This is a genomic window from Enterobacter soli (assembly GCF_964208575.1).
GTDB lineage: Bacteria > Pseudomonadota > Gammaproteobacteria > Enterobacterales > Enterobacteriaceae > Enterobacter > Enterobacter soli_A.
The window spans coordinates 40,101-57,723 of the sequence record NZ_CAXOFU010000020.1 but is presented as its reverse complement, the minus strand read 5'-3'; the positions used below and the strand labels follow the sequence as shown (position 1 = coordinate 57,723).

Annotated in this window: 16 protein-coding genes; 5 read left to right on the top strand and 11 right to left on the bottom strand. The window is 58.4% G+C overall.

From position 1 onward, the window contains the following. Positions 1-21: 21 nt before the first annotated feature. Positions 22-705 carry a DNA utilization protein GntX gene (gene gntX / locus AB6V08_RS18380; protein WP_368544246.1) on the bottom strand — a complete coding sequence of 228 codons (684 nt, stop codon included), beginning with the start codon at positions 703-705 and terminating at the stop codon, positions 22-24. 36 nt (positions 706-741) lie between these two features. Between gntX and bioH the strand changes: the two genes are divergently transcribed. Both bioH and AB6V08_RS18370 read left to right on the top strand, forming a co-directional pair. Then, positions 742-1,515: a pimeloyl-ACP methyl ester esterase BioH gene (gene bioH / locus AB6V08_RS18375; RefSeq protein WP_368544245.1), complete on the top strand. Its 774-nt coding sequence runs from the start codon at positions 742-744 to the stop codon at positions 1,513-1,515. Between the two features lie 111 nt (positions 1,516-1,626). Then, complete coding sequence (locus tag AB6V08_RS18370) at positions 1,627-1,896, top strand: YdgH/BhsA/McbA-like domain containing protein (protein WP_368544244.1); 270 nt, start codon at positions 1,627-1,629, stop codon at positions 1,894-1,896. Positions 1,897-1,928: 32 nt separating this feature from the next. Here AB6V08_RS18370 and feoC read toward each other — a convergent pair whose 3' ends face one another. The 5 genes from feoC to greB all read right to left on the bottom strand — a co-directional run bounded on the left by feoC (position 1,929) and on the right by greB (position 7,952). Beyond that, entirely contained in the window at positions 1,929-2,165 is a 237-nt protein-coding gene (feoC, locus tag AB6V08_RS18365) for a [Fe-S]-dependent transcriptional repressor FeoC (protein WP_368544243.1), read from the bottom strand. 12 nt (positions 2,166-2,177) lie between these two features. Then, positions 2,178-4,496 (bottom strand): Fe(2+) transporter permease subunit FeoB, encoded by a 2,319-nt coding sequence (gene feoB / locus AB6V08_RS18360; protein WP_368544242.1) that lies wholly within the window; start codon positions 4,494-4,496, stop codon positions 2,178-2,180. A gap of 30 nt (positions 4,497-4,526) precedes the next feature. Further along, positions 4,527-4,754 (bottom strand): ferrous iron transporter A, encoded by a 228-nt coding sequence (gene feoA / locus AB6V08_RS18355; protein ID WP_014072118.1) that lies wholly within the window; start codon positions 4,752-4,754, stop codon positions 4,527-4,529. Between the two features lie 318 nt (positions 4,755-5,072). Next, positions 5,073-7,391 (bottom strand): Tex family protein, encoded by a 2,319-nt coding sequence (locus AB6V08_RS18350; RefSeq protein ID WP_368544240.1) that lies wholly within the window; start codon positions 7,389-7,391, stop codon positions 5,073-5,075. 87 nt (positions 7,392-7,478) lie between these two features. After that, a complete protein-coding gene (gene greB, locus AB6V08_RS18345) occupies positions 7,479-7,952 on the bottom strand; it encodes a transcription elongation factor GreB (RefSeq protein ID WP_006177891.1) in 474 nt (157 codons plus the stop codon). A 233-nt stretch (positions 7,953-8,185) separates the two neighbouring features. Here greB and ompR point away from each other — a divergent pair, with 233 nt between their 5' ends. Both ompR and envZ read left to right on the top strand, forming a co-directional pair. After that, positions 8,186-8,905 (top strand): osmolarity response regulator transcription factor OmpR, encoded by a 720-nt coding sequence (gene ompR, locus AB6V08_RS18340; RefSeq protein ID WP_001157751.1) that lies wholly within the window; start codon positions 8,186-8,188, stop codon positions 8,903-8,905. After that, entirely contained in the window at positions 8,902-10,248 is a 1,347-nt protein-coding gene (envZ, locus tag AB6V08_RS18335) for a two-component system sensor histidine kinase EnvZ (protein ID WP_008503047.1), read from the top strand. Before ompR ends, envZ begins: the two co-directional genes overlap by 4 nt. Positions 10,249-10,475: 227 nt before the next feature. On the opposite strand, the gene pckA is transcribed toward envZ, so the two are convergent. From pckA to AB6V08_RS18310, 5 genes are all read right to left on the bottom strand, one after another. Then, entirely contained in the window at positions 10,476-12,095 is a 1,620-nt protein-coding gene (gene pckA, locus AB6V08_RS18330; RefSeq protein WP_368544239.1) for a phosphoenolpyruvate carboxykinase (ATP), read from the bottom strand. Between the two features lie 385 nt (positions 12,096-12,480). Beyond that, a complete protein-coding gene (gene hslO, locus AB6V08_RS18325) occupies positions 12,481-13,359 on the bottom strand; it encodes an Hsp33 family molecular chaperone HslO (RefSeq protein ID WP_368544238.1) in 879 nt (292 codons plus the stop codon). Between the two features lie 26 nt (positions 13,360-13,385). Next, on the bottom strand, positions 13,386-13,787 hold the full coding sequence (gene hslR / locus AB6V08_RS18320; protein ID WP_368544237.1) for a ribosome-associated heat shock protein Hsp15: 402 nt from the start codon (positions 13,785-13,787) through the stop codon (positions 13,386-13,388). Next, positions 13,784-14,467 (bottom strand): GMP/IMP nucleotidase, encoded by a 684-nt coding sequence (gene yrfG, locus AB6V08_RS18315; RefSeq protein WP_368544236.1) that lies wholly within the window; start codon positions 14,465-14,467, stop codon positions 13,784-13,786. Before yrfG ends, hslR begins: the two co-directional genes overlap by 4 nt. A gap of 65 nt (positions 14,468-14,532) precedes the next feature. Continuing rightward, entirely contained in the window at positions 14,533-16,671 is a 2,139-nt protein-coding gene (locus AB6V08_RS18310; protein WP_368544235.1) for an intracellular growth attenuator family protein, read from the bottom strand. A 325-nt stretch (positions 16,672-16,996) separates the two neighbouring features. On the opposite strand from AB6V08_RS18310, the gene nudE reads away from it, so the two are divergent. Further along, entirely contained in the window at positions 16,997-17,557 is a 561-nt protein-coding gene (gene nudE / locus AB6V08_RS18305) for an ADP compounds hydrolase NudE (RefSeq protein ID WP_368544234.1), read from the top strand. Positions 17,558-17,623 lie beyond the last annotated feature (66 nt).

The window sequence follows — 17,623 nt, the reverse complement described above, 5'->3', positions numbered from 1 at the left end:
CATACGCCCATTGAAGAAGGGCTACAAGGTACGGCACAGACACCATACCTGAACCGACGCGGCGCCGCTTCGCAAAAGCAGTCGGGAAAGTTCAGCAACGGTACTGCCCGTGGTGACGACATCATCCACGATGGCGATATGGAGGCCTTTCACCGGCAATTCAAGACGAAAGGCGTTTTTTAGGTTCTTTTTGCGCAGCCGCGCGCTGAGCCGATGCTGAACGGCGGTGGGCCGCACGCGCGTCACGGCGCTGGCCTGATAATCACAGCCGAGCCAGCGCGCAAGCGGGCTGCACAGCACATCGCTCTGATTATAGCCGCGCCGCCAGTGGCGACGCCGATAGAGCGGCACGCTCACCAGCCTGTCGACGCGGGGCAATTGGCTTGTGCGGCGCGCCTGCAGCACCGCCAGCAGCAGGGCGCGGGCTAGCGGAGTGGCCAGGGCGCTCTGATGGGAAAACTTAAGCTGATGCACCAGCCCGCTGAGCGGGGGCACATAGTCCGCCACCGCCACCAGCGCACTCCACGGCGGCGGCTTTTGCAGGCAGCGCCCGCAGGGCACCGCGCGGTGGATGGCGGATAAACCGCACTGCGGACACCCGACGGCGGGCGTGACCAGCGCCCGCGTACACACCGAACAGATCCCCCATCCGCTCAGGGCGAGCGGCATTCGGCATAGCCAGCACAAGCCAGGCACTGTTAGCATGTGCAACCTCCTTGTGAAAAAAGAGAACAGTAACCGATGAAGACTCTGTGGTGGCAGACCGTAGGGACGGGAAATTGCCATCTTGTGCTGCTGCACGGATGGGGACTGAACGCCGAAGTGTGGAATTGCATTCTTGAGGAACTGGCCTCGCAATTTACCCTGCATCTGGTCGACCTGCCGGGATTTGGCCGCAGCCGCGGCTACGGTGCGATGACGCTGGATGAGATGGCAGAGCAGGTGCTAGAGCAGGCTCCCCCGCGCGCCATCTGGCTCGGCTGGAGCCTCGGCGGGCTGGTGGCGAGCCGCATCGCGCTCAACCACCCTGACCGCGTGCAGGCCCTGGTGACGGTTGCCTCCTCGCCCTGCTTTAGCGCGCGCGACGCGTGGCCGGGCATCAAGCCCGACGTGCTGGCCGGATTCCAGCAGCAGCTGAGCGAAGATTTCCAGCGAACCGTGGAGCGCTTCCTGGCGCTGCAAACCATGGGCACCGACACCGCGCGTCAGGATGCGCGCACGCTGAAAAGCACCGTGCTCTCGCTGCCGATGCCGGAGGTGGACGTGCTGAACGGCGGTCTGGAAATCTTAAAAACGGTGGATCTGCGCGAGCCCCTGAGCGCGCTGGCGATGCCGCATCTGCGTATTTATGGCTATCTCGACGGGCTGGTGCCGCGCAAGGTGGTGCCGCTGCTGGACGCGCTGTGGCCGCAAAGTGAATCGATGGTGATAGCCAAAGCCGCCCACGCGCCGTTTATCTCTCATCCGGCGGAATTCTGCGCCGCGCTGGTTGCCCTGCGTCAACGTTTACTCTGATTGTTTTCTGTCCCACCTGGCAAAAGTGGCGTACCGCAACAATACTTACTGAGTCGTTGCGGTTGTTCCGCCCACGATAATCAAAACACCATCCTAAGGAGAGTCATGGTTATGAAATTGATTACAGGTATTGTCACTTCTCTGGTTATTGGGTCACTGTCTTTTGGTGCATTAGCGGCGCAAGAGCTGCAAAAAGATAAAGTGAAAGAGATGAATCTGACCAAAATCGGTGATATCTCAACCTCAGACACCACCGCGCCAATGGACGCCAAAAGGGAGTTATCCAAAAAAGCAGATGAGCTGGGCGGGACCTACTACGTGATCACCAGCGCCACTAAAGATACCAAAGACGTTCGCGCCACTGCGGACGTGTACAAGTAAGACAAAAAAGCCGGGCATCTCGCCCGGCTTTGCTATCGCAGCGCCCACCACTCCCTGAGACAGGCTTTTCCTTCCGGACAGCTTTTGCAGCTCCCGGTCAGGCAGCCGTCGGCCTCTTCCTGAATGCGCACCGCTTTTCCCATGGCTTCCAGTCGTTGCAGCATGGCATCGATCATCGGCTGCGGCGTATGCAGGGTGAGGCTTAACTGTTTGGCCTCCATTCGCCCCTGCAGCGCCAGTAAATCACGAACCTGAATCAACGATGCCATTGCGCTCCCCCTTTAGTGACAGTCGCCAGCCGGGCTGTTGCAGCAGGTGGCGGGGGTTTTACGGGTGGCCAGCAGGTTCACGTTGACGCGGCTGCGCGCCCGGCGCAGCAGGCCGATGACCACCACGTTGAACAGCACGACCGCCAGAATGCAGATCAGGCTGTAGCGCGGGTGCTGGCTAAAGTTGGTGGCCTGGTAGAAGACCGTCGCCAGCGAGTAGGCGATGTTCAGCCCCCACAGAATGGAGAAGCCCATCCAGCCGCGGCTCGACTCGCGGGCAATTGCCCCCATCACCGAGATGCACGGAATATAGAGCAGCACGAAGATCAGGTAGCTGTAGGCCGCAGACGCGCTGCCGAATTTCTCGCTCATCACGCCCATTGCCCCCGTAGCCATTTCGCCGTCGCCCTTGCTGGCCTCAATCGGGTTCGCCAGTACGCTCAGGCTAAAGGTGTCTTTCAGACTCTGCCAGGTCTCTTCCGCCGCGCCGATCAGCTCGTCGCCAAGGTGGAACTCCGCCGGGTTGAACTCTTGCTCCTGAATGTTCTCGGCGGTGTAGAGGGTGTTCAGCGTGCCGACCACCACTTCTTTCGCCATCGCCCCGGTGAACAGGCCAACGGTCGCCTGCCAGTTGTCTTCATGCACGCCAATCGGCTTGAAGACCGGGGTAATCACCCGGCTGACGGAGGCCAGCGCGGAGTCGTTGATGTTCTCCGCCGCCTTGCCGCTCAGGGTGAAGCTGTTCAGGGCGCTGAGGAAGATACTGACGATGACGATCACTTTACCGGCGCGCAGCACGAAGCCTTTCAGGCGCTGCCAGGTCTGGATCACCAGGCTTTTCAGGTGCGGGACGTGGTACACCGGCAGCTCCATCACGAACGGCGACGCTTCGCCGCGCATAATGGTGTGCTTCAGCATCAGGCCGGTGAGGATCGCCATCACGATGCCCAGCACGTACAGGGAGAAGACCGCCAGCGCCCCCTGCTGGCCAAAGAAGGCCGCCGCAAAGACCGCGAAAATCGCCAGACGCGCGCCGCAGGACATAAACGGCGCCATCATGATGGTCATCAGGCGCTCGCGCGGCGCATCCAGCGTGCGTGCGCCCATCACCGACGGCACGTTACAGCCGAAGCCAACAATCAGCGGCACAAAGGATTTCCCCGGCAGGCCGAGCGCCTGCATCAGGCGATCCATCACGAAGGCGGCGCGCGCCATATAGCCGGAGTCCTCAAGGAACGAGAGGAACAGGTACATCATGCCGATCTGCGGCACCAGCGGCAGCACGGTGTTGATCCCGCCGCCCAGCCCCTGGGCGAGGAAGATGGTCAGCCATTCCGGGAAGTGCAGGGTGTAGCCGAGCCACTGAATGCCGTGGACGAAAATCGCCACCGAACCGGCGTCAAAGATAGGCTGCAGCGCGCCGCCGATGTTGATGGCGAGCAGGAACATCAGGTACATCACCAGCAGGAAGACCGGCAGGCCGAGGAAGCGGTTCAGGACAATTTTATCCACCGCGGCGGTGAATTTGCTCGGCTCGGCGGTCAGGGCGTTACTCACCACGTCACAAATCGCGGCGATGGCCTGGTAGCGCGCGTCGGCAATGTGCAGCGCCGGGTCGTCCAGCTCCTCGCTCAGGCGCGCCAGCGACACGTCCAGCTTATCTGCCGCGTTGCCCGCGTAGGCGCGGCTGTAGATATCCCCTTCGAGCATTTGCAGGCCGAGCCACAGGCGCTGTCTGGCCGGTATGGTTTGATCCATCTCCTGGGCCAGCAGATCGGCTTCGCGCAGCAGAGGCCTGGCATAGTGAACCAGCTCAACGCTGCTGTTGCCGGTGTGGCGATCGACCGCCAGCTTCAGGGCGTCGATGCCGCGCGCGCGGGTCGACACCAGCGGGACAACCGGGCAGCCGAGACGGGCGGACAGGGCGTCGATTTCAATGCGCAGCTTCTGCTTTTCGGCGATATCGAGCATGTTGAGCGCCACGATGCACGGAATACCGAGCTCCAGCAGCTGCAGCGTCAGATACAGATTGCGCTCAAGGTTTGAGGCATCCACCACGTTAATTAATAAGTCGGCGTCGCCGCTCAGAATATAGTGGCAGGCAATTTGTTCATCGAGAGAGGTTTGTGACGAAATAGTGGTTAACGAATAGGTGCCGGGCAAATCCACCAGGGTGACCTGATTATCGGTTGTCGCAAATTGACCCTCTTTGCGCTCAACGGTTACGCCCGCCCAGTTCCCCACGCGCTGACGCGCGCCGGTTAACTGATTAAATAAGGTTGTCTTGCCGGAATTAGGATTGCCAATTAAGCCAATAGTTAATTTTTTCATTGCATTAGACTCACTGAAACCGCTGGCTTCTTATCGGGAAATTGCTTCGACCTCAATTAACGCGAGATCTTTCTTGCGCAGTACCAGGTTCACGCGGCGGGTTTCGATATGAACCGGATCGCCCAGCGGCGCCACGCGCACCACCTGGAAGGAGGAGCCTGGCAGCATGCCAAGGGACAACAGCTTTTGCCGATAAGCCGGGCTAATCTCGCGGGTAAAACCGGTAATTTTCCATGCACTGTCGGGAGTGAATTGCATAGTGCCTACTTAACGAAGGAAAGATTAAATAATCAACAATGCAATGGTAATGAGAATTGTTTTTATCGGCAATATCTAAAATGTGACGGGATGCTAACAGGGGCGTTAATTTGCGGGCAATTTGACCTTGCTCAATATTTAAGGCCCGCGGATGTCATGCAGAATTAACGTATTTGTTAATGAAGTGATGATGGAGAGTTTAAATATGGGTGTGCAATCGGTTTCATATTTAAAATAATGAGTGAGTACATTCTTAATTTATTTTTATGCACGCTGTGAATAAAAAGCCCCTCTCCCCGGAAGGAGAGGGGGCAGGAATTACTTCTTCTTCATCGCCGCCGCCAGCGCATCCATCATCGCGCTGTTGCCCGCAGGCTGTGCGTCACGTCCGCGAGGCTTCGCCGCTTTGGCTGCCGGACGCTGCTGCTCGCGGCCGCCGCCGCGACGGGCGTTGGTTTCGCCCGGCTGCTCGTCCAGACGCATGGTCAGGGCGATACGCTTACGCTGCAGATCGACCTCCAGCACTTTGACCTTCACGATATCGCCCGCTTTGACCACGGTGTGCGGATCTTCAACGAACTTGTCCGCCAGCGACGAAATGTGGACCAGGCCATCCTGATGCACGCCGATATCCACAAAGGCACCGAAGTTGGTGACGTTCGTCACCGCGCCTTCCAGCACCATGCCCGGCAGCAGGTCGTTCATGGTTTCTACGCCGTCGGCGAAGGTGGCGGTTTTAAACTCAGGACGCGGGTCGCGACCCGGTTTTTCCAGCTCTTTGATGATGTCCGTCACCGTTGGCACGCCGAACTGCGCGTCGGTGAAGTCCGCGGCTTTCAGGCTGCGCAGGGCACTGTTGTCGCCCATCAGATCTTTCAGCGCCTGCTGGGTCGCCGCCAGAATACGCTCCACCACCGGGTAGGCTTCCGGGTGAACGGTTGAGGCATCCAGCGGGTTATCGCCGTGGTTAATGCGCAGGAAGCCCGCGCACTGCTCAAAGGCTTTTGGCCCCAGACGGCTCACCTTCAGCAGCTGCTGACGGTTCTGGAACTGACCGTTCTCGTCACGCCACGCCACGATGTTCTGCGCCATCATGCGGGTCAGGCCCGCCACGCGGGTCAGCAGCGGAACGGAAGCGGTGTTCAGGTCAACGCCCACGGCGTTAACGCAGTCTTCCACCACCGCGTCCAGCTTGCGCGCCAGCTGAGTCTGGCTCACGTCGTGCTGATACTGGCCCACGCCGATGGATTTCGGGTCGATCTTCACCAGCTCGGCGAGCGGGTCCTGCAAGCGGCGGGCGATAGAGACCGCGCCGCGCAGGGACACGTCGAGATCCGGGAACTCCTGCGCCGCCAGCTCGGAGGCGGAATAGACCGACGCCCCGGCTTCGCTGACGATCACCTTCTGCGCGGTGACTTTCGGGAACTGCTTCTGCACGTCGAGGTAGAAACGCTCGGTTTCGCGGGACGCGGTGCCGTTACCGATCGCCACCAGCTCCACGTTGTACTTCTCACACAGCGCCGCCACGGCCACCGCGGCTTTCGCGGCCTGTCCGGTGTGCGGATAAATGGTGTCGGTTGCCACCAGCTTGCCGGTGCCGTCAACGACCGCGACCTTCACGCCGGTACGCAGACCCGGATCGAGGCCCATCGTCGCGCGCAGGCCAGCAGGGGCGGCCATCAGCAGGTCGTGCAGGTTGCGGGCGAACACGTTGATGGCTTCGTCTTCGGCGCGCTCGCGCACGGTGCCCATCAGCTCGGTTTCGAGGTGCATCAGCACCTTGATGCGCCACGTCCAGCTCACCACGCCTTTACGCCAGCCGTCCGCCGGGGCGTTGTTCAGGCGTAGGCCGAGGTGGTCGATAATGATCTGCTCGCAGTGGCTCTCTTTTGGCGGCTCGTCAAACTGCGGGTCGGCGTTCAGGGAGAGCTGCAGCACGCCTTCGTTGCGCCCGCGGAACATCGCCAGCGCGCGGTGGGAAGGGGTGGTTGAAATCGGTTCGTGGTGATCGAAATAGTCGCGGAACTTCGCGCCTTCTTCCTCTTTACCGCTGACCACGGTCGCCACCAGATGCGCGTTTTTCCACAGGTAATCACGCACTTTGGCAAGCAGCGCCGCGTCTTCGGAGAAACGCTCCATCAGGATGTAGCGCGCGCCGTCGAGGGCGGCCTTGGTGTCCGCCACGCCTTTGTCGGCGTCGATAAATTTCGCGGCTTCGGTTTCCGGGTCGTGGGAAGGCTGGTTCCACAGCAGGTCGGCCAGCGGCTCAAGGCCGGCTTCAATCGCAATCTGCCCGCGCGTGCGGCGCTTCGGTTTATACGGCAGATAGAGATCTTCTAATTCGGTTTTGCTCAGGGTGCCGTTGATGGCTTTTTCGAGGTCGCTGGTCAGCTTGCCCTGCTCGCCGATGGATTTCAGGATCGCCTGACGACGGTCTTCCAGCTCGCGCAGATAACCCAGGCGGGTTTCCAGATTACGCAGCTGTGTGTCATCGAGACCGCCCGTGACTTCCTTACGATAGCGTGCAATAAACGGCACGGTGTTCCCTTCATCAAGCAGGCGAACGGCAGCTTCTACCTGTTCGGCTCTGGCCTGAATATCACCCGCAATAATGCGGCAGAGCGAATCTTTCATCATGGCTTTATCATCTTGTGGGTCAAAAAATCAGGGGATAGTTATACGGACTGGCACGGCAAAATGCCAGTCGTGGGGGGCGCTCTCAGATTATTTTACGTACTCGATTTCGTTCACGTACCAGCTCGCTTCGCCACCGGGGGTTTGCACCACGGCTAAATCACCCACTTCCTTTTTCAGCAGGGCGCGAGCCATGGGCGAGTCGATGGAGATGTAATCCTTACGACCAAAAATTTCATCGTAACCGACGATGCGAAAACGCAGGGTATCGCCGTCGTCGTTTTCAATTTCGACCCACGCGCCGAAGAACACTTTGCCCTCCTGCTGCGGCGAGTAATCGACAATCTTGAGATGCTCAAGGCATTTGGTCAGGTAGCGCACCCGGCGGTCGATCTCCCGCAGGCGCTTTTTGTTGTACTGGTAGTCAGCATTTTCGCTGCGGTCGCCGAGGCTTGCCGCCCAGGTCACCTTTTTCGTCACCTCTGGGCGCTCTTCTCGCCACAGGTAATCCATCTCTTTTTTGAGTTTTTCGTACCCTTCACGGGTGATCAGCGGCGTTTTCATTGGGCTTTCTTCAGACTCGACTTCATGGCAGAACGTGCGCACATTACGTATCACACAGTTTAACAGACAGCGTTAATAATGATTTATGTGATGAAATATGCAGATAAGCTGCTGTTAAATATGCTTTGTAACAATTTCGACTAGAATTTATACCAGAATTAGCTGGTCGAACACGTGCACTTTTTTAGAATACGCTGTTACAAAGACTATCCGAACCTTTGGGAGTAAATACAATGCAAGAAAACTACAAGATTCTGGTCGTGGATGACGACATGCGCCTGCGTGCGCTGCTTGAGCGTTATCTGACCGAGCAGGGCTTCCAGGTTCGCAGTGTGGCGAACGCCGAACAGATGGATCGTCTGCTGACCCGTGAATCCTTCCACCTGATGGTGCTCGACCTGATGCTGCCCGGCGAAGATGGTTTGTCTATCTGCCGCCGCCTGCGCAGTCAGAGCAACCCGATGCCGATCATTATGGTAACGGCGAAAGGGGAAGAAGTTGACCGTATCGTGGGCCTGGAAATTGGCGCCGACGACTACATTCCAAAACCGTTTAACCCGCGCGAGCTGCTGGCGCGTATCCGCGCCGTGCTGCGCCGTCAGGCGAACGAACTACCGGGCGCCCCTTCTCAGGAAGAGGCGGTAATTGCCTTCGGCAAGTTCAAGCTGAACCTCGGCACCCGCGAGATGTTCCGCGAAGACGAACCTATGCCGCTCACCAGCGGTGAATTCGCCGTTCTGAAAGCGCTGGTTAGCCACCCGCGCGAGCCGCTGTCTCGCGACAAGCTGATGAACCTGGCGCGCGGTCGTGAATACTCCGCAATGGAACGCTCTATTGACGTGCAGATCTCCCGTCTGCGCCGCATGGTGGAAGAAGATCCGGCGCATCCTCGCTACATTCAGACCGTCTGGGGTCTGGGCTACGTCTTCGTCCCGGACGGCTCTAAAGCATGAGGCGAATGCGCTTCTCGCCGCGAAGCTCGTTTGCCCGCACGCTGTTACTGATCGTCACCTTGCTGTTCGTCAGCCTGGTGACGACCTATCTGGTGGTGCTGAACTTTGCGATCCTGCCGAGCCTCCAGCAGTTTAATAAGGTGCTGGCGTACGAAGTCCGTATGCTGATGACCGATAAACTGCAGCTGGAGGACGGTACTCAGCTGGTGGTTCCTCCGGCGTTTCGTCGTGAAATCTACCGCGAGCTGGGCATTTCGCTCTATTCCAACGAAGCGGCAGAAGACGCTGGCCTGCGCTGGGCGCAACACTATGAGTTCCTCAGCCAGCAGATGGCGCAGCAGCTTGGCGGCCCGACGGAAGTGCGCGTCGAGGTCAACAAAAGCTCGCCGGTTGTCTGGCTGAAAACCTGGCTTTCGCCGAATATCTGGGTGCGCGTTCCGCTCACCGAAATTCATCAGGGCGACTTCTCGCCGCTGTTCCGCTACACCCTGGCGATTATGCTGCTGGCGATAGGGGGGGCGTGGCTGTTTATCCGCATCCAGAACCGACCGCTGGTCGACCTGGAGCACGCTGCGCTACAGGTCGGTAAAGGCATTATTCCGCCGCCGCTGCGTGAATACGGCGCCTCCGAAGTGCGCTCAGTGACCCGCGCCTTCAACCATATGGCGGCAGGCGTTAAGCAGCTCGCGGACGACCGTACTCTGCTGATGGCGGGCGTCAGCCACGATCTGCGCACGCCGCTCACCCGTATTCGTCTGGCGACGGAGATGATGGGCGAAGAGGATGGCTATCTGGCGGAGTCCATTAACAAGGACATCGAAGAGTGTAACGCCATTATCGAGCAGTTCATCGACTACCTGCGTACCGGGCAGGAGATGCCGATGGAGATGGCGGATCTGAACGCGGTGCTGGGGGAAGTGGTGGCAGCGGAAAGCGGCTACGAGCGCGAAATTGACACCGACCTGCAGGCGGGCGAAATCCAGGTGCGGATGCACCCGCTCTCCATCAAGCGCGCGGTAGCCAATATGGTGGTGAACGCGGCGCGCTACGGGAACGGCTGGATCAAGGTCAGCAGCGGCTCCGAGCTGAACCGCGCCTGGTTCCAGGTGGAAGACGATGGCCCGGGCATTAAGCCCGAGCAGCGTAAGCACCTGTTCCAGCCGTTTGTGCGCGGCGATAGCGCCCGCAGCACCAGCGGAACGGGCCTGGGCCTGGCGATTGTGCAGCGTATTGTGGATAACCATAACGGCTTGCTGGAGATTGGCACCAGCGAGCGGGGCGGTTTGAGCATTCGCGCATGGCTGCCGGTGCCGGTGACGCGCGGGCAGGTGAAAGAGAGTTAAAAAAGGGTGGCTTTAGCCACCCTTTTCGTAGGTCGGGTGAGGTGAAGCCGCCACCCGACAAGATGCGGTCTCTGCGGCCTGATGCCCTCACCCCGACCCTCTCCCACAGGGAGAGGGAGAAAAAAAGCACCGTGCAATTCCCTCTACCCCACGGGGAAAGGGAGAAAAACGCACCGTGCAATTCCCTCTCCCCTGCGGGGAGAGGGTTAGGGTGAGGGGGAGAAGGGCTACAGCTTAGGCCCCGCGCTCACCAGCGCAGCGCCAGCCGGGGTATCGGTATACTTCTCGAAGTTTTCAATAAACAGCTTCGCCAGCGCTTCCGCCTTCTCACGCCACTGTTCCGGCGAGGCGTAGGTATTGCGCGGATCGAGGATACGGGTATCCACGCCCGGCAGCGCCGTTGGGATCGCCAGATCGAACATCGGCAGGGTGAAGGTTTCGGCGTTATCCAGAGAACCGTCCAGAATCGCATCGATAATCGCGCGGGTATCTTTGATAGAGATACGTTTCCCCGTGCCGTTCCAGCCCGTGTTCACCAGATACGCCTGCGCGCCGGAGGCCTGCATACGCTTGACCAGCACTTCTGCGTACTGCGTTGGGTGCAGCGACAGGAACGCCGCGCCGAAGCAGGCAGAGAAGGTTGGGGTCGGCTCGGTCACGCCGCGCTCTGTGCCCGCCAGCTTCGCGGTAAAGCCGGAGAGGAAGTGATACTGCGTCTGGTTGGCCGTCAGGCGCGATACCGGCGGCAGCACGCCGAACGCGTCGGCGGTCAGGAAAATCACCTTCGTGGCATGGCCCGCCTTCGACACCGGCTTCACGATATTGTCGATGTGGTAGATAGGGTAGGAAACGCGGGTGTTTTCGGTTTTTGAGGCGTCGTCGAAGTCGATAGACCCATCGGCGCGCACGGTCACGTTCTCCAGCAGCGCATCGCGACGGATGGCGTGGAAGATGTCCGGCTCGGCCTCTTCAGACAGGCGAATAGTCTTCGCGTAGCAGCCGCCTTCGAAGTTAAATACGCCGTCGTCGTCCCAGCCGTGCTCATCATCGCCAATCAGGCGGCGTTTCGGGTCGGTGGACAGCGTGGTTTTACCGGTGCCGGAAAGCCCGAAGAAGACCGCGACATCGCCTTTTTCGCCGACGTTCGCCGAGCAGTGCATCGACGCAATGCCCTGCAGCGGCAGCAGGTAGTTCATCACCGAGAACATCCCTTTCTTCATTTCGCCGCCGTACCAGGTTCCGCCGATTAGCTGGATACGCTCGGTCAGGTTGAAGGCGATAAAGTTCTCGGAGTTCAGGCCCTGCTCTTTCCACTGCGGGTTGGTGCATTTCGCGCCGTTCATCACGATAAAGTCAGGGCTGAAATCCTGCAGCTCTTCGTCGGTCGGGCGAATAAACATGTTCTTCACGAAGTGCGCCTGCCAGGCCACCTCGGTAATAAAGCGTACGGAAAGACGGGTGTCGGCGTTGGCGCCGCAGAAAGCATCGATAATAAACAGACGCTTGCCGGAAAGTTGATTTGTGACGAGTCCTTTCAGATGTTGCCAGGTTTCAGGGGAGAGCGGCTTGTTGTCGTTCTTTCCTTTGCCTTTATCCGACCACCACAGGGTGTCGCGCGTGGTGTCGTCACGGACGATGTACTTATCCTTCGGCGAACGGCCGGTAAAAATACCGGTATCGACGGCGATAGCACCAAGATTCGTCAACACACCTCGCTCGTATCCTTCCAGCGCTGGATTGAGCTCTTCCTGATACAGCGTATCGTAATCGGGGTTGTAAACGAGTTCCTGGACGTCGTGAATGCCATAAGCCTTGAGATCTTGCGAGGTTATACCTTTAACGCGCATGTCACTGCTCCTTAGCCAATATGTACTGCCTGAAATTGTAGGGTTTTTCTTAGGTTGTTAACCGGGACGGGGCTCATAGATTTACGTATCTGGACAAAACCCTTACTAACGGAAAACGCTGCGACTCCAGTCACAGGGCGGGCAGATTATCGCAGGAATCGCTTTTTGGTTGGGGAAAATGTTCTTAAAAGGTTAATTGGTGGTGAATTTAACGGAAGGAATGTGAATGTAATCGCATACATGTAGGAAAATTACGTAAGAGTTACATTGTGAAAACGATTCAGCTTATAGGGGAATTTTGCCCCTCAACCCTCTGCCCAAGAGGAGAGGGTGTTCACGTTCCCTCTCCCGTTGGGGAGAGGGTCAGGGGGAGGGGAAAAAAGGTTTAGTGGACCTGCGGATCCGCCGGGGAGGCGTTGTTGCGGATCTCAGCGATATCCATTGAATTGAACACGTAGTGCGTACCGCAGTAGTCACAGTGCATATCAATTTCACCGTCTTCCGCCATGATGCTGTCGATCTCTTCATCCGGCAGGGTTTTCAGTGCGCCAGCGCAGCGCTCGCGGGAGCAGGTGCATTTGAACTCTACGTCCTGAGGATCGTAAACGGTCACCTCTTCTTCGTGATACAGACGCCACAGCACGTCGGTCGCCGACAGGGTGAACAGCTCTTCCGCTTTAACGGTTTCGGTCAGGGTCGCCAGGTGCTCAAAGTCGTTGGTCTGCGCGTCCTGGGCTGGCAGAACCTGCAGCAGCATACCGCCCGCGGCAGGCTGACCATCCACTTCACCGGTGCGGATGAACAGACGCGTTGGCAGCTGTTCGGAGCGCATGAAGTAATCTTCCAGACAGGCTGCCAGGGTATCACCTTCCAGCCCCACAACGCCCTGATAGCGCTCGCCCTCTTCCGGGGAAATGGTGATCACCAGATAGCCGTTGCCCACCAGCGTTTTCAGATCTGCGTTTTCAGGCACATCGCCCTGAACGCGCGCCACGCCGCGCATCTGCTGCTGGTTGTTGCCGTTGATCACGGCCAGCGTCATCGGGCCGTCACCCTGCAGCTGCACGGTGATATCACCGGCAAACTTCAGCGTTGCGGTTAACAGGCTGGTGGCAACCAGCAGTTCGCCCAACAGGTTTTTTACCGGCAGCGGGTAGGTGTGGTTTTCCAGGATCTGTTTCCAGGTTTCGGACACGGTGACCAGCTCGCCGCGCACGGCGAATTGTTCAAACAGATAGCGGTGTAATTGGTCGTGTTGGGCCATAGTCATCTCTCGTGCAGGTGAGGGGGTTATTCACTCTCACCGTGTTTAAATTTCATCAGTTCACGGCGCTCTTTTTTATCCGGACGCCGATCCGGGTGCGGCATCGTCAGCGCGTTCATTTTGCGTGCCAGTGCCGTCTTCTCGCGTTTTTCGACGCTTTCCACCGTTTCTTCATAGAGCAAAACGGCTTCGGTTGCGGGCCTTCGCTGCTCGGTGATGGCTTTGATCACCACCGTCTTTTCATCGTTGCCCTGACGCAGCGTGATGGTGGCGTTCAGTTCAACGAGCTTGCTCGGCTTTCCGCGCTGGCCGTTGTAGTGGACTTTGCCGCCGTCAATCATCTCTCGGGCGAGCGCGCGCGTTTTGTAAAAACGGGCGGCCCACAGCCATTTATCCAGTCTTACCCCTTCGGAGGGTTTCTCTTTCATGGCGACTCCTTCACGGTGAGTGAGGGGATCATCCGGCGATAGTCGTTCAGCCCCGGATGCCGCAGATAGCTTTTTTCAGCCAGGCCAGAGTCAGGATTGGTCACACCCAGGCAGTAGCGAATGCCAAAGGTGGCGGCAGAATCAAGGATCGGTTCGCTGTCATCAATGAACAGCGTTCTTTCAGGCTGCAACCCGGTCTCTTCTGCTACGGCGTGCCACAACCGCTGATCCTCTTTCGGATAACCAAATGTGTGGGTAGAAAGTAATAAATCAAGGTGTGAAGCCAGTCCGGTATGTTCCAGCTTCACCGCCAGGTTATGCGGGTGCGCGTTGGTCAGCAAAATACGGCGCTTGCCGCTCGCTTTCAGCGCGTCCAGGAAAGGCACGGTGTCCTCGCGCAGGACGGCGCGCGGCCCCTGGGCGGTCGTCATGGCACAAATATCCAGACCCAGACGCTCGCTCCAGTAGTCAAGACAGTACCAGTTTAGCGTATGCTGCACGGCGCTATACTGCGAGCGAATGAATTCCTGCGCTTCTGCCGGGGAGATCCCCTGCTGCTTGCCATAGGTTTCAGGCACCAGCTTTTGCCAGAAATAGTTGTCAAAGGCGAGATCGAGCAGCGTGCCGTCCATATCCAGCAGGACGGTATCCACGTCCTGCCAGGCGATATCAAGATGCATAAGGGGAACTCTTCAGCCAGAAGTTACGTGCGCGACAGGGTAGCACAACTTGTCGCGCCGTGACGTTATCCGATCAGGCTCTCAGGGGAGGAGATCAGCTTAGGATTGAGGCAATTTTCGTAGTATTGCTGGATTTCAGCCAGCCGCGTGCGCGAACGCTGGTAGCGGCGCACGGCCATATAGCCGTTCCAGATAACGGCGGCCAGCATCGCAATCATCAGCAGGGACGTGCCGACATAGCGCCACAACCCCGCGCTGTCCGGCATCCGGTGCAAGTCGATATGGCGCGTGCCGTTGGCGTCGGTGAAGATCCGCGTCACGATCCCTTCGGCGCTGAACGGCGTTTGCATTAACATCTGCGCCAGCCGCTGGAACTCGCCCCACTGCTCCTGGGCAGGGTAATCGTAAAGCGCAATTTGCGGGTACGGCTGATCCACCAGGTCCGTGCCTTCATCGCTGGCAATCACAAACCCGCCCGGTGCCGGGCTGTTAAGCGACTGCGCCGCGCGGGTGGTTTCGCGCATCACAAACGGGGCGGTAGAGGTGGCGACGAGGTTATCCAAAGACTCCGCGCTCACCGGGCGCAGCAGCACGTTCACGCCGTCCAGCTTGCCCGCGTTGGCGCGCTTCACCAGCGCCTCCCAGTCCTTGCTGTTCCCGAGGTTCACCAGCGCATTCTTCAGGCGCACGCACTCGTCCGCCGCGGAGCACAAATCCTGGGTCTTCTGAACGATCTCACCGAAGTCATCCAGCAGGATCATGCCCGATTTCTGAATGGCGGAGCGCAGCGCCGGGCTGACGCGGGAATCATCGTCCGCCTTTGGATGCAACTGGCGATTCACCGCCTGGGTGAGGGCGGTGGCTTTGCCCACCACATCGGACTCCGGCAGCGGCAGCGGCGGTGCGTCATTCCAGATGATTTGCGAGCAGTCAAACGGGGCAAACGGCGAGTTTTGTCGCGTGTTCCAGCTTCCCGGCGTATGGATGTTACACATCCCGGTGCCTTTCAGCCGCAGCGTATCGCCCACGCGCACCCCGGCTTCATCGAGCTGGTTAACGCTGGTGGCTTCAACGGTTTGCGCCCCTTTGATCCACGACAGGGTGAATTTAATCGGCATATCCAGCGGCACGAACAACAGCAGCATCAGCAGCACCGCGGCGGCGCCACCCGCGATCACGCTGCTGCGCAGCCAGTGCTGGAGCGGGAAGTTCTTCACCTCGTCATGCAGCGACAAATACCGCCCCTGGCGCACCACCTGACGATCAAGATAGATATCGATATCGGTTTTATGGCCCAAATCCTGGGCGATCCACGGCTGCCAGTGGCGCGGGTAGATCAGGTCGATAATGCCGAGCGAGATATTGTTGATATGTTCCTGGTCGTTCTCACCGAATAATCCCCAGCGCTTTGGCGTGCCGCGCAGGCAGTGGATCTCACGCAGGGCGGTTTTGGACGGCGGGGCAAATAACCCCCACAGACCCGCCGCCAGCAGCAATACCGCACCGCCAGCCAGCCAGGGAACAAACACGTCTGGTGAGAGCAAACAGATAAAGAACATCAGGAAAGCGGCAACGATAAGCACCGCCTCGCGGATGCCGTCCGGGCGGCTCAGGGCATACTCTTCGTGTGTTTCCTGACGAATGTTGAGCAGCTCAATTTGCTCGGTCTCTTCACCGCGAATCGACGCCTGGGTCGAGCTCGCGCGTTCCAGCGCAAAGCGCGGCGCTTCCTGAACGTATTCGCTCAGGGTGTGGCCGTTCAGCGTGATAACCAGCGGCAGAGAGTCGGTATGGATAAGCTCAACGCTGTTTTCGTCGTTGATGTACTGCTCCCAGAACGGCGGCAGATGCACTTCAACGGAGTCAAGGTAGTAGCGCCACTTGTTGGGATCGTCGGTGGTGATACCGTAGCGGGTGATCGAGCGCGTCACGCAAACCACGGTATCGCTCTGGGCGTTAAGGTTGAGCGACACGGGCGCCGTGCTGGCACCGGTTGGCCCAGGCGTTAGCTGCGAACGATTAAGGGTTTCGAGGTAGCTTTCAACCGCGCTGCGTTCTTCCGGCGACAGTTTGCGGGTGTTCGCACCGGCGAAAGCGTTTAAAAAGGGCAGCCGGTATCGGCGCTGTATCCGACGCCTGTATACCCACCCTGCAATCAAAGCGCCGGCCAGCATAGCAGCGAGAAAAATCAAAATGGTGCTCATGCTTTCCCCATCTTACTTATCTTCTTACAGGTGTAGTCTGTAGCACCTTTAACATTGAATGAGAGTCTGTGGTTGGCTATCGGCAAGTATGGAGTCGAACTTGAGCATTTTGAAGCGCATCCCAGTGATCGACGATGATAACAAAGCTTGCCAACGCGCGATATCAGCAAATTCCTGGAGTGATTTCAACCTCTTGACTTTTGTTTTGAAATGAGAGTTGATTCTCGTTACGTTGCAAAAATGTAAATAAAGAACGATTGACATTGCCGAAACCGTGCGGCATATCGCACAATAACCCCAGTTCACCCAGTAAAGACCCATCAAGATGAGCAAACCATTACAAAAACCCACCATTCTGAACGTTGAAACAGTCGCCAAATCGCGCCTGTTTAATGTCGAAAGCGTGGATCTGGAGTTTAGCAACGGTGTGCGTCGCGTTTATGAACGTATGCGCCCCTCTGCGCGCGAAGCGGTGATGATTATCCCTATCATCGACGACCATCTGATTTTAATCCGCGAATACGCTGTGGGAACAGAATCTTATGAGCTTGGGTTCTCGAAAGGGCTGATTGACCCGGGCGAAACCGTGTACGAAGCCGCTAACCGCGAGCTGAAAGAAGAGGTCGGTTTTGGCGCGAAGGAGCTGTCGTTCCTGAAAAAGCTCAGCATGGCGCCGTCCTATTTCTCCAGCAAAATGAATATCGTGGTGGCGGAAGATCTCTACCCGGAAAAGCTGGAAGGCGACGAGCCGGAGCCGCTGCCGCAGGTGCGCTGGCCGCTGGCCCATCTGATGGATTTGCTGGAAGATCCCGACTTCAACGAAGCCCGCAACGTGAGCGCGCTGTTCCTGGTGCGCGAGTGGCTGAAAGGGCAGGGGCGTTTGTAGCCCAATAAAAAACGGCAACCTTCGGGTTGCCGTTTTTGTACTGTGGGTCAGGCCGGGTAAGGCGTT

What these genes read in the sequence shown, in the direction of transcription:
- greB (WP_006177891.1), bottom strand. Translation starts at nt 7,952, where the DNA reads ATGAAAACGCCGCTGATCACCCGTGAAGGGTACGAAAAACTCAAAAAA.
- hslR (WP_368544237.1), bottom strand. Translation starts at nt 13,787, where the DNA reads ATGAAAGAGAAACCCTCCGAAGGGGTAAGACTGGATAAATGGCTGTGG.
- feoC (WP_368544243.1), bottom strand. Translation starts at nt 2,165, where the DNA reads ATGGCATCGTTGATTCAGGTTCGTGATTTACTGGCGCTGCAGGGGCGA.
- feoB (WP_368544242.1), bottom strand. Translation starts at nt 4,496, where the DNA reads ATGAAAAAATTAACTATTGGCTTAATTGGCAATCCTAATTCCGGCAAG.
- bioH (WP_368544245.1), top strand. Translation starts at nt 742, where the DNA reads ATGAAGACTCTGTGGTGGCAGACCGTAGGGACGGGAAATTGCCATCTT.
- nudE (WP_368544234.1), top strand. Translation starts at nt 16,997, where the DNA reads ATGAGCAAACCATTACAAAAACCCACCATTCTGAACGTTGAAACAGTC.
- feoA (WP_014072118.1), bottom strand. Translation starts at nt 4,754, where the DNA reads ATGCAATTCACTCCCGACAGTGCATGGAAAATTACCGGTTTTACCCGC.
- hslO (WP_368544238.1), bottom strand. Translation starts at nt 13,359, where the DNA reads ATGGCCCAACACGACCAATTACACCGCTATCTGTTTGAACAATTCGCC.
- AB6V08_RS18370 (WP_368544244.1), top strand. Translation starts at nt 1,627, where the DNA reads ATGAAATTGATTACAGGTATTGTCACTTCTCTGGTTATTGGGTCACTG.
- AB6V08_RS18350 (WP_368544240.1), bottom strand. Translation starts at nt 7,391, where the DNA reads ATGATGAAAGATTCGCTCTGCCGCATTATTGCGGGTGATATTCAGGCC.
- gntX (WP_368544246.1), bottom strand. Translation starts at nt 705, where the DNA reads ATGCTAACAGTGCCTGGCTTGTGCTGGCTATGCCGAATGCCGCTCGCC.
- pckA (WP_368544239.1), bottom strand. Translation starts at nt 12,095, where the DNA reads ATGCGCGTTAAAGGTATAACCTCGCAAGATCTCAAGGCTTATGGCATT.
- AB6V08_RS18310 (WP_368544235.1), bottom strand. Translation starts at nt 16,671, where the DNA reads ATGAGCACCATTTTGATTTTTCTCGCTGCTATGCTGGCCGGCGCTTTG.
- envZ (WP_008503047.1), top strand. Translation starts at nt 8,902, where the DNA reads ATGAGGCGAATGCGCTTCTCGCCGCGAAGCTCGTTTGCCCGCACGCTG.
- yrfG (WP_368544236.1), bottom strand. Translation starts at nt 14,467, where the DNA reads ATGCATCTTGATATCGCCTGGCAGGACGTGGATACCGTCCTGCTGGAT.
- ompR (WP_001157751.1), top strand. Translation starts at nt 8,186, where the DNA reads ATGCAAGAAAACTACAAGATTCTGGTCGTGGATGACGACATGCGCCTG.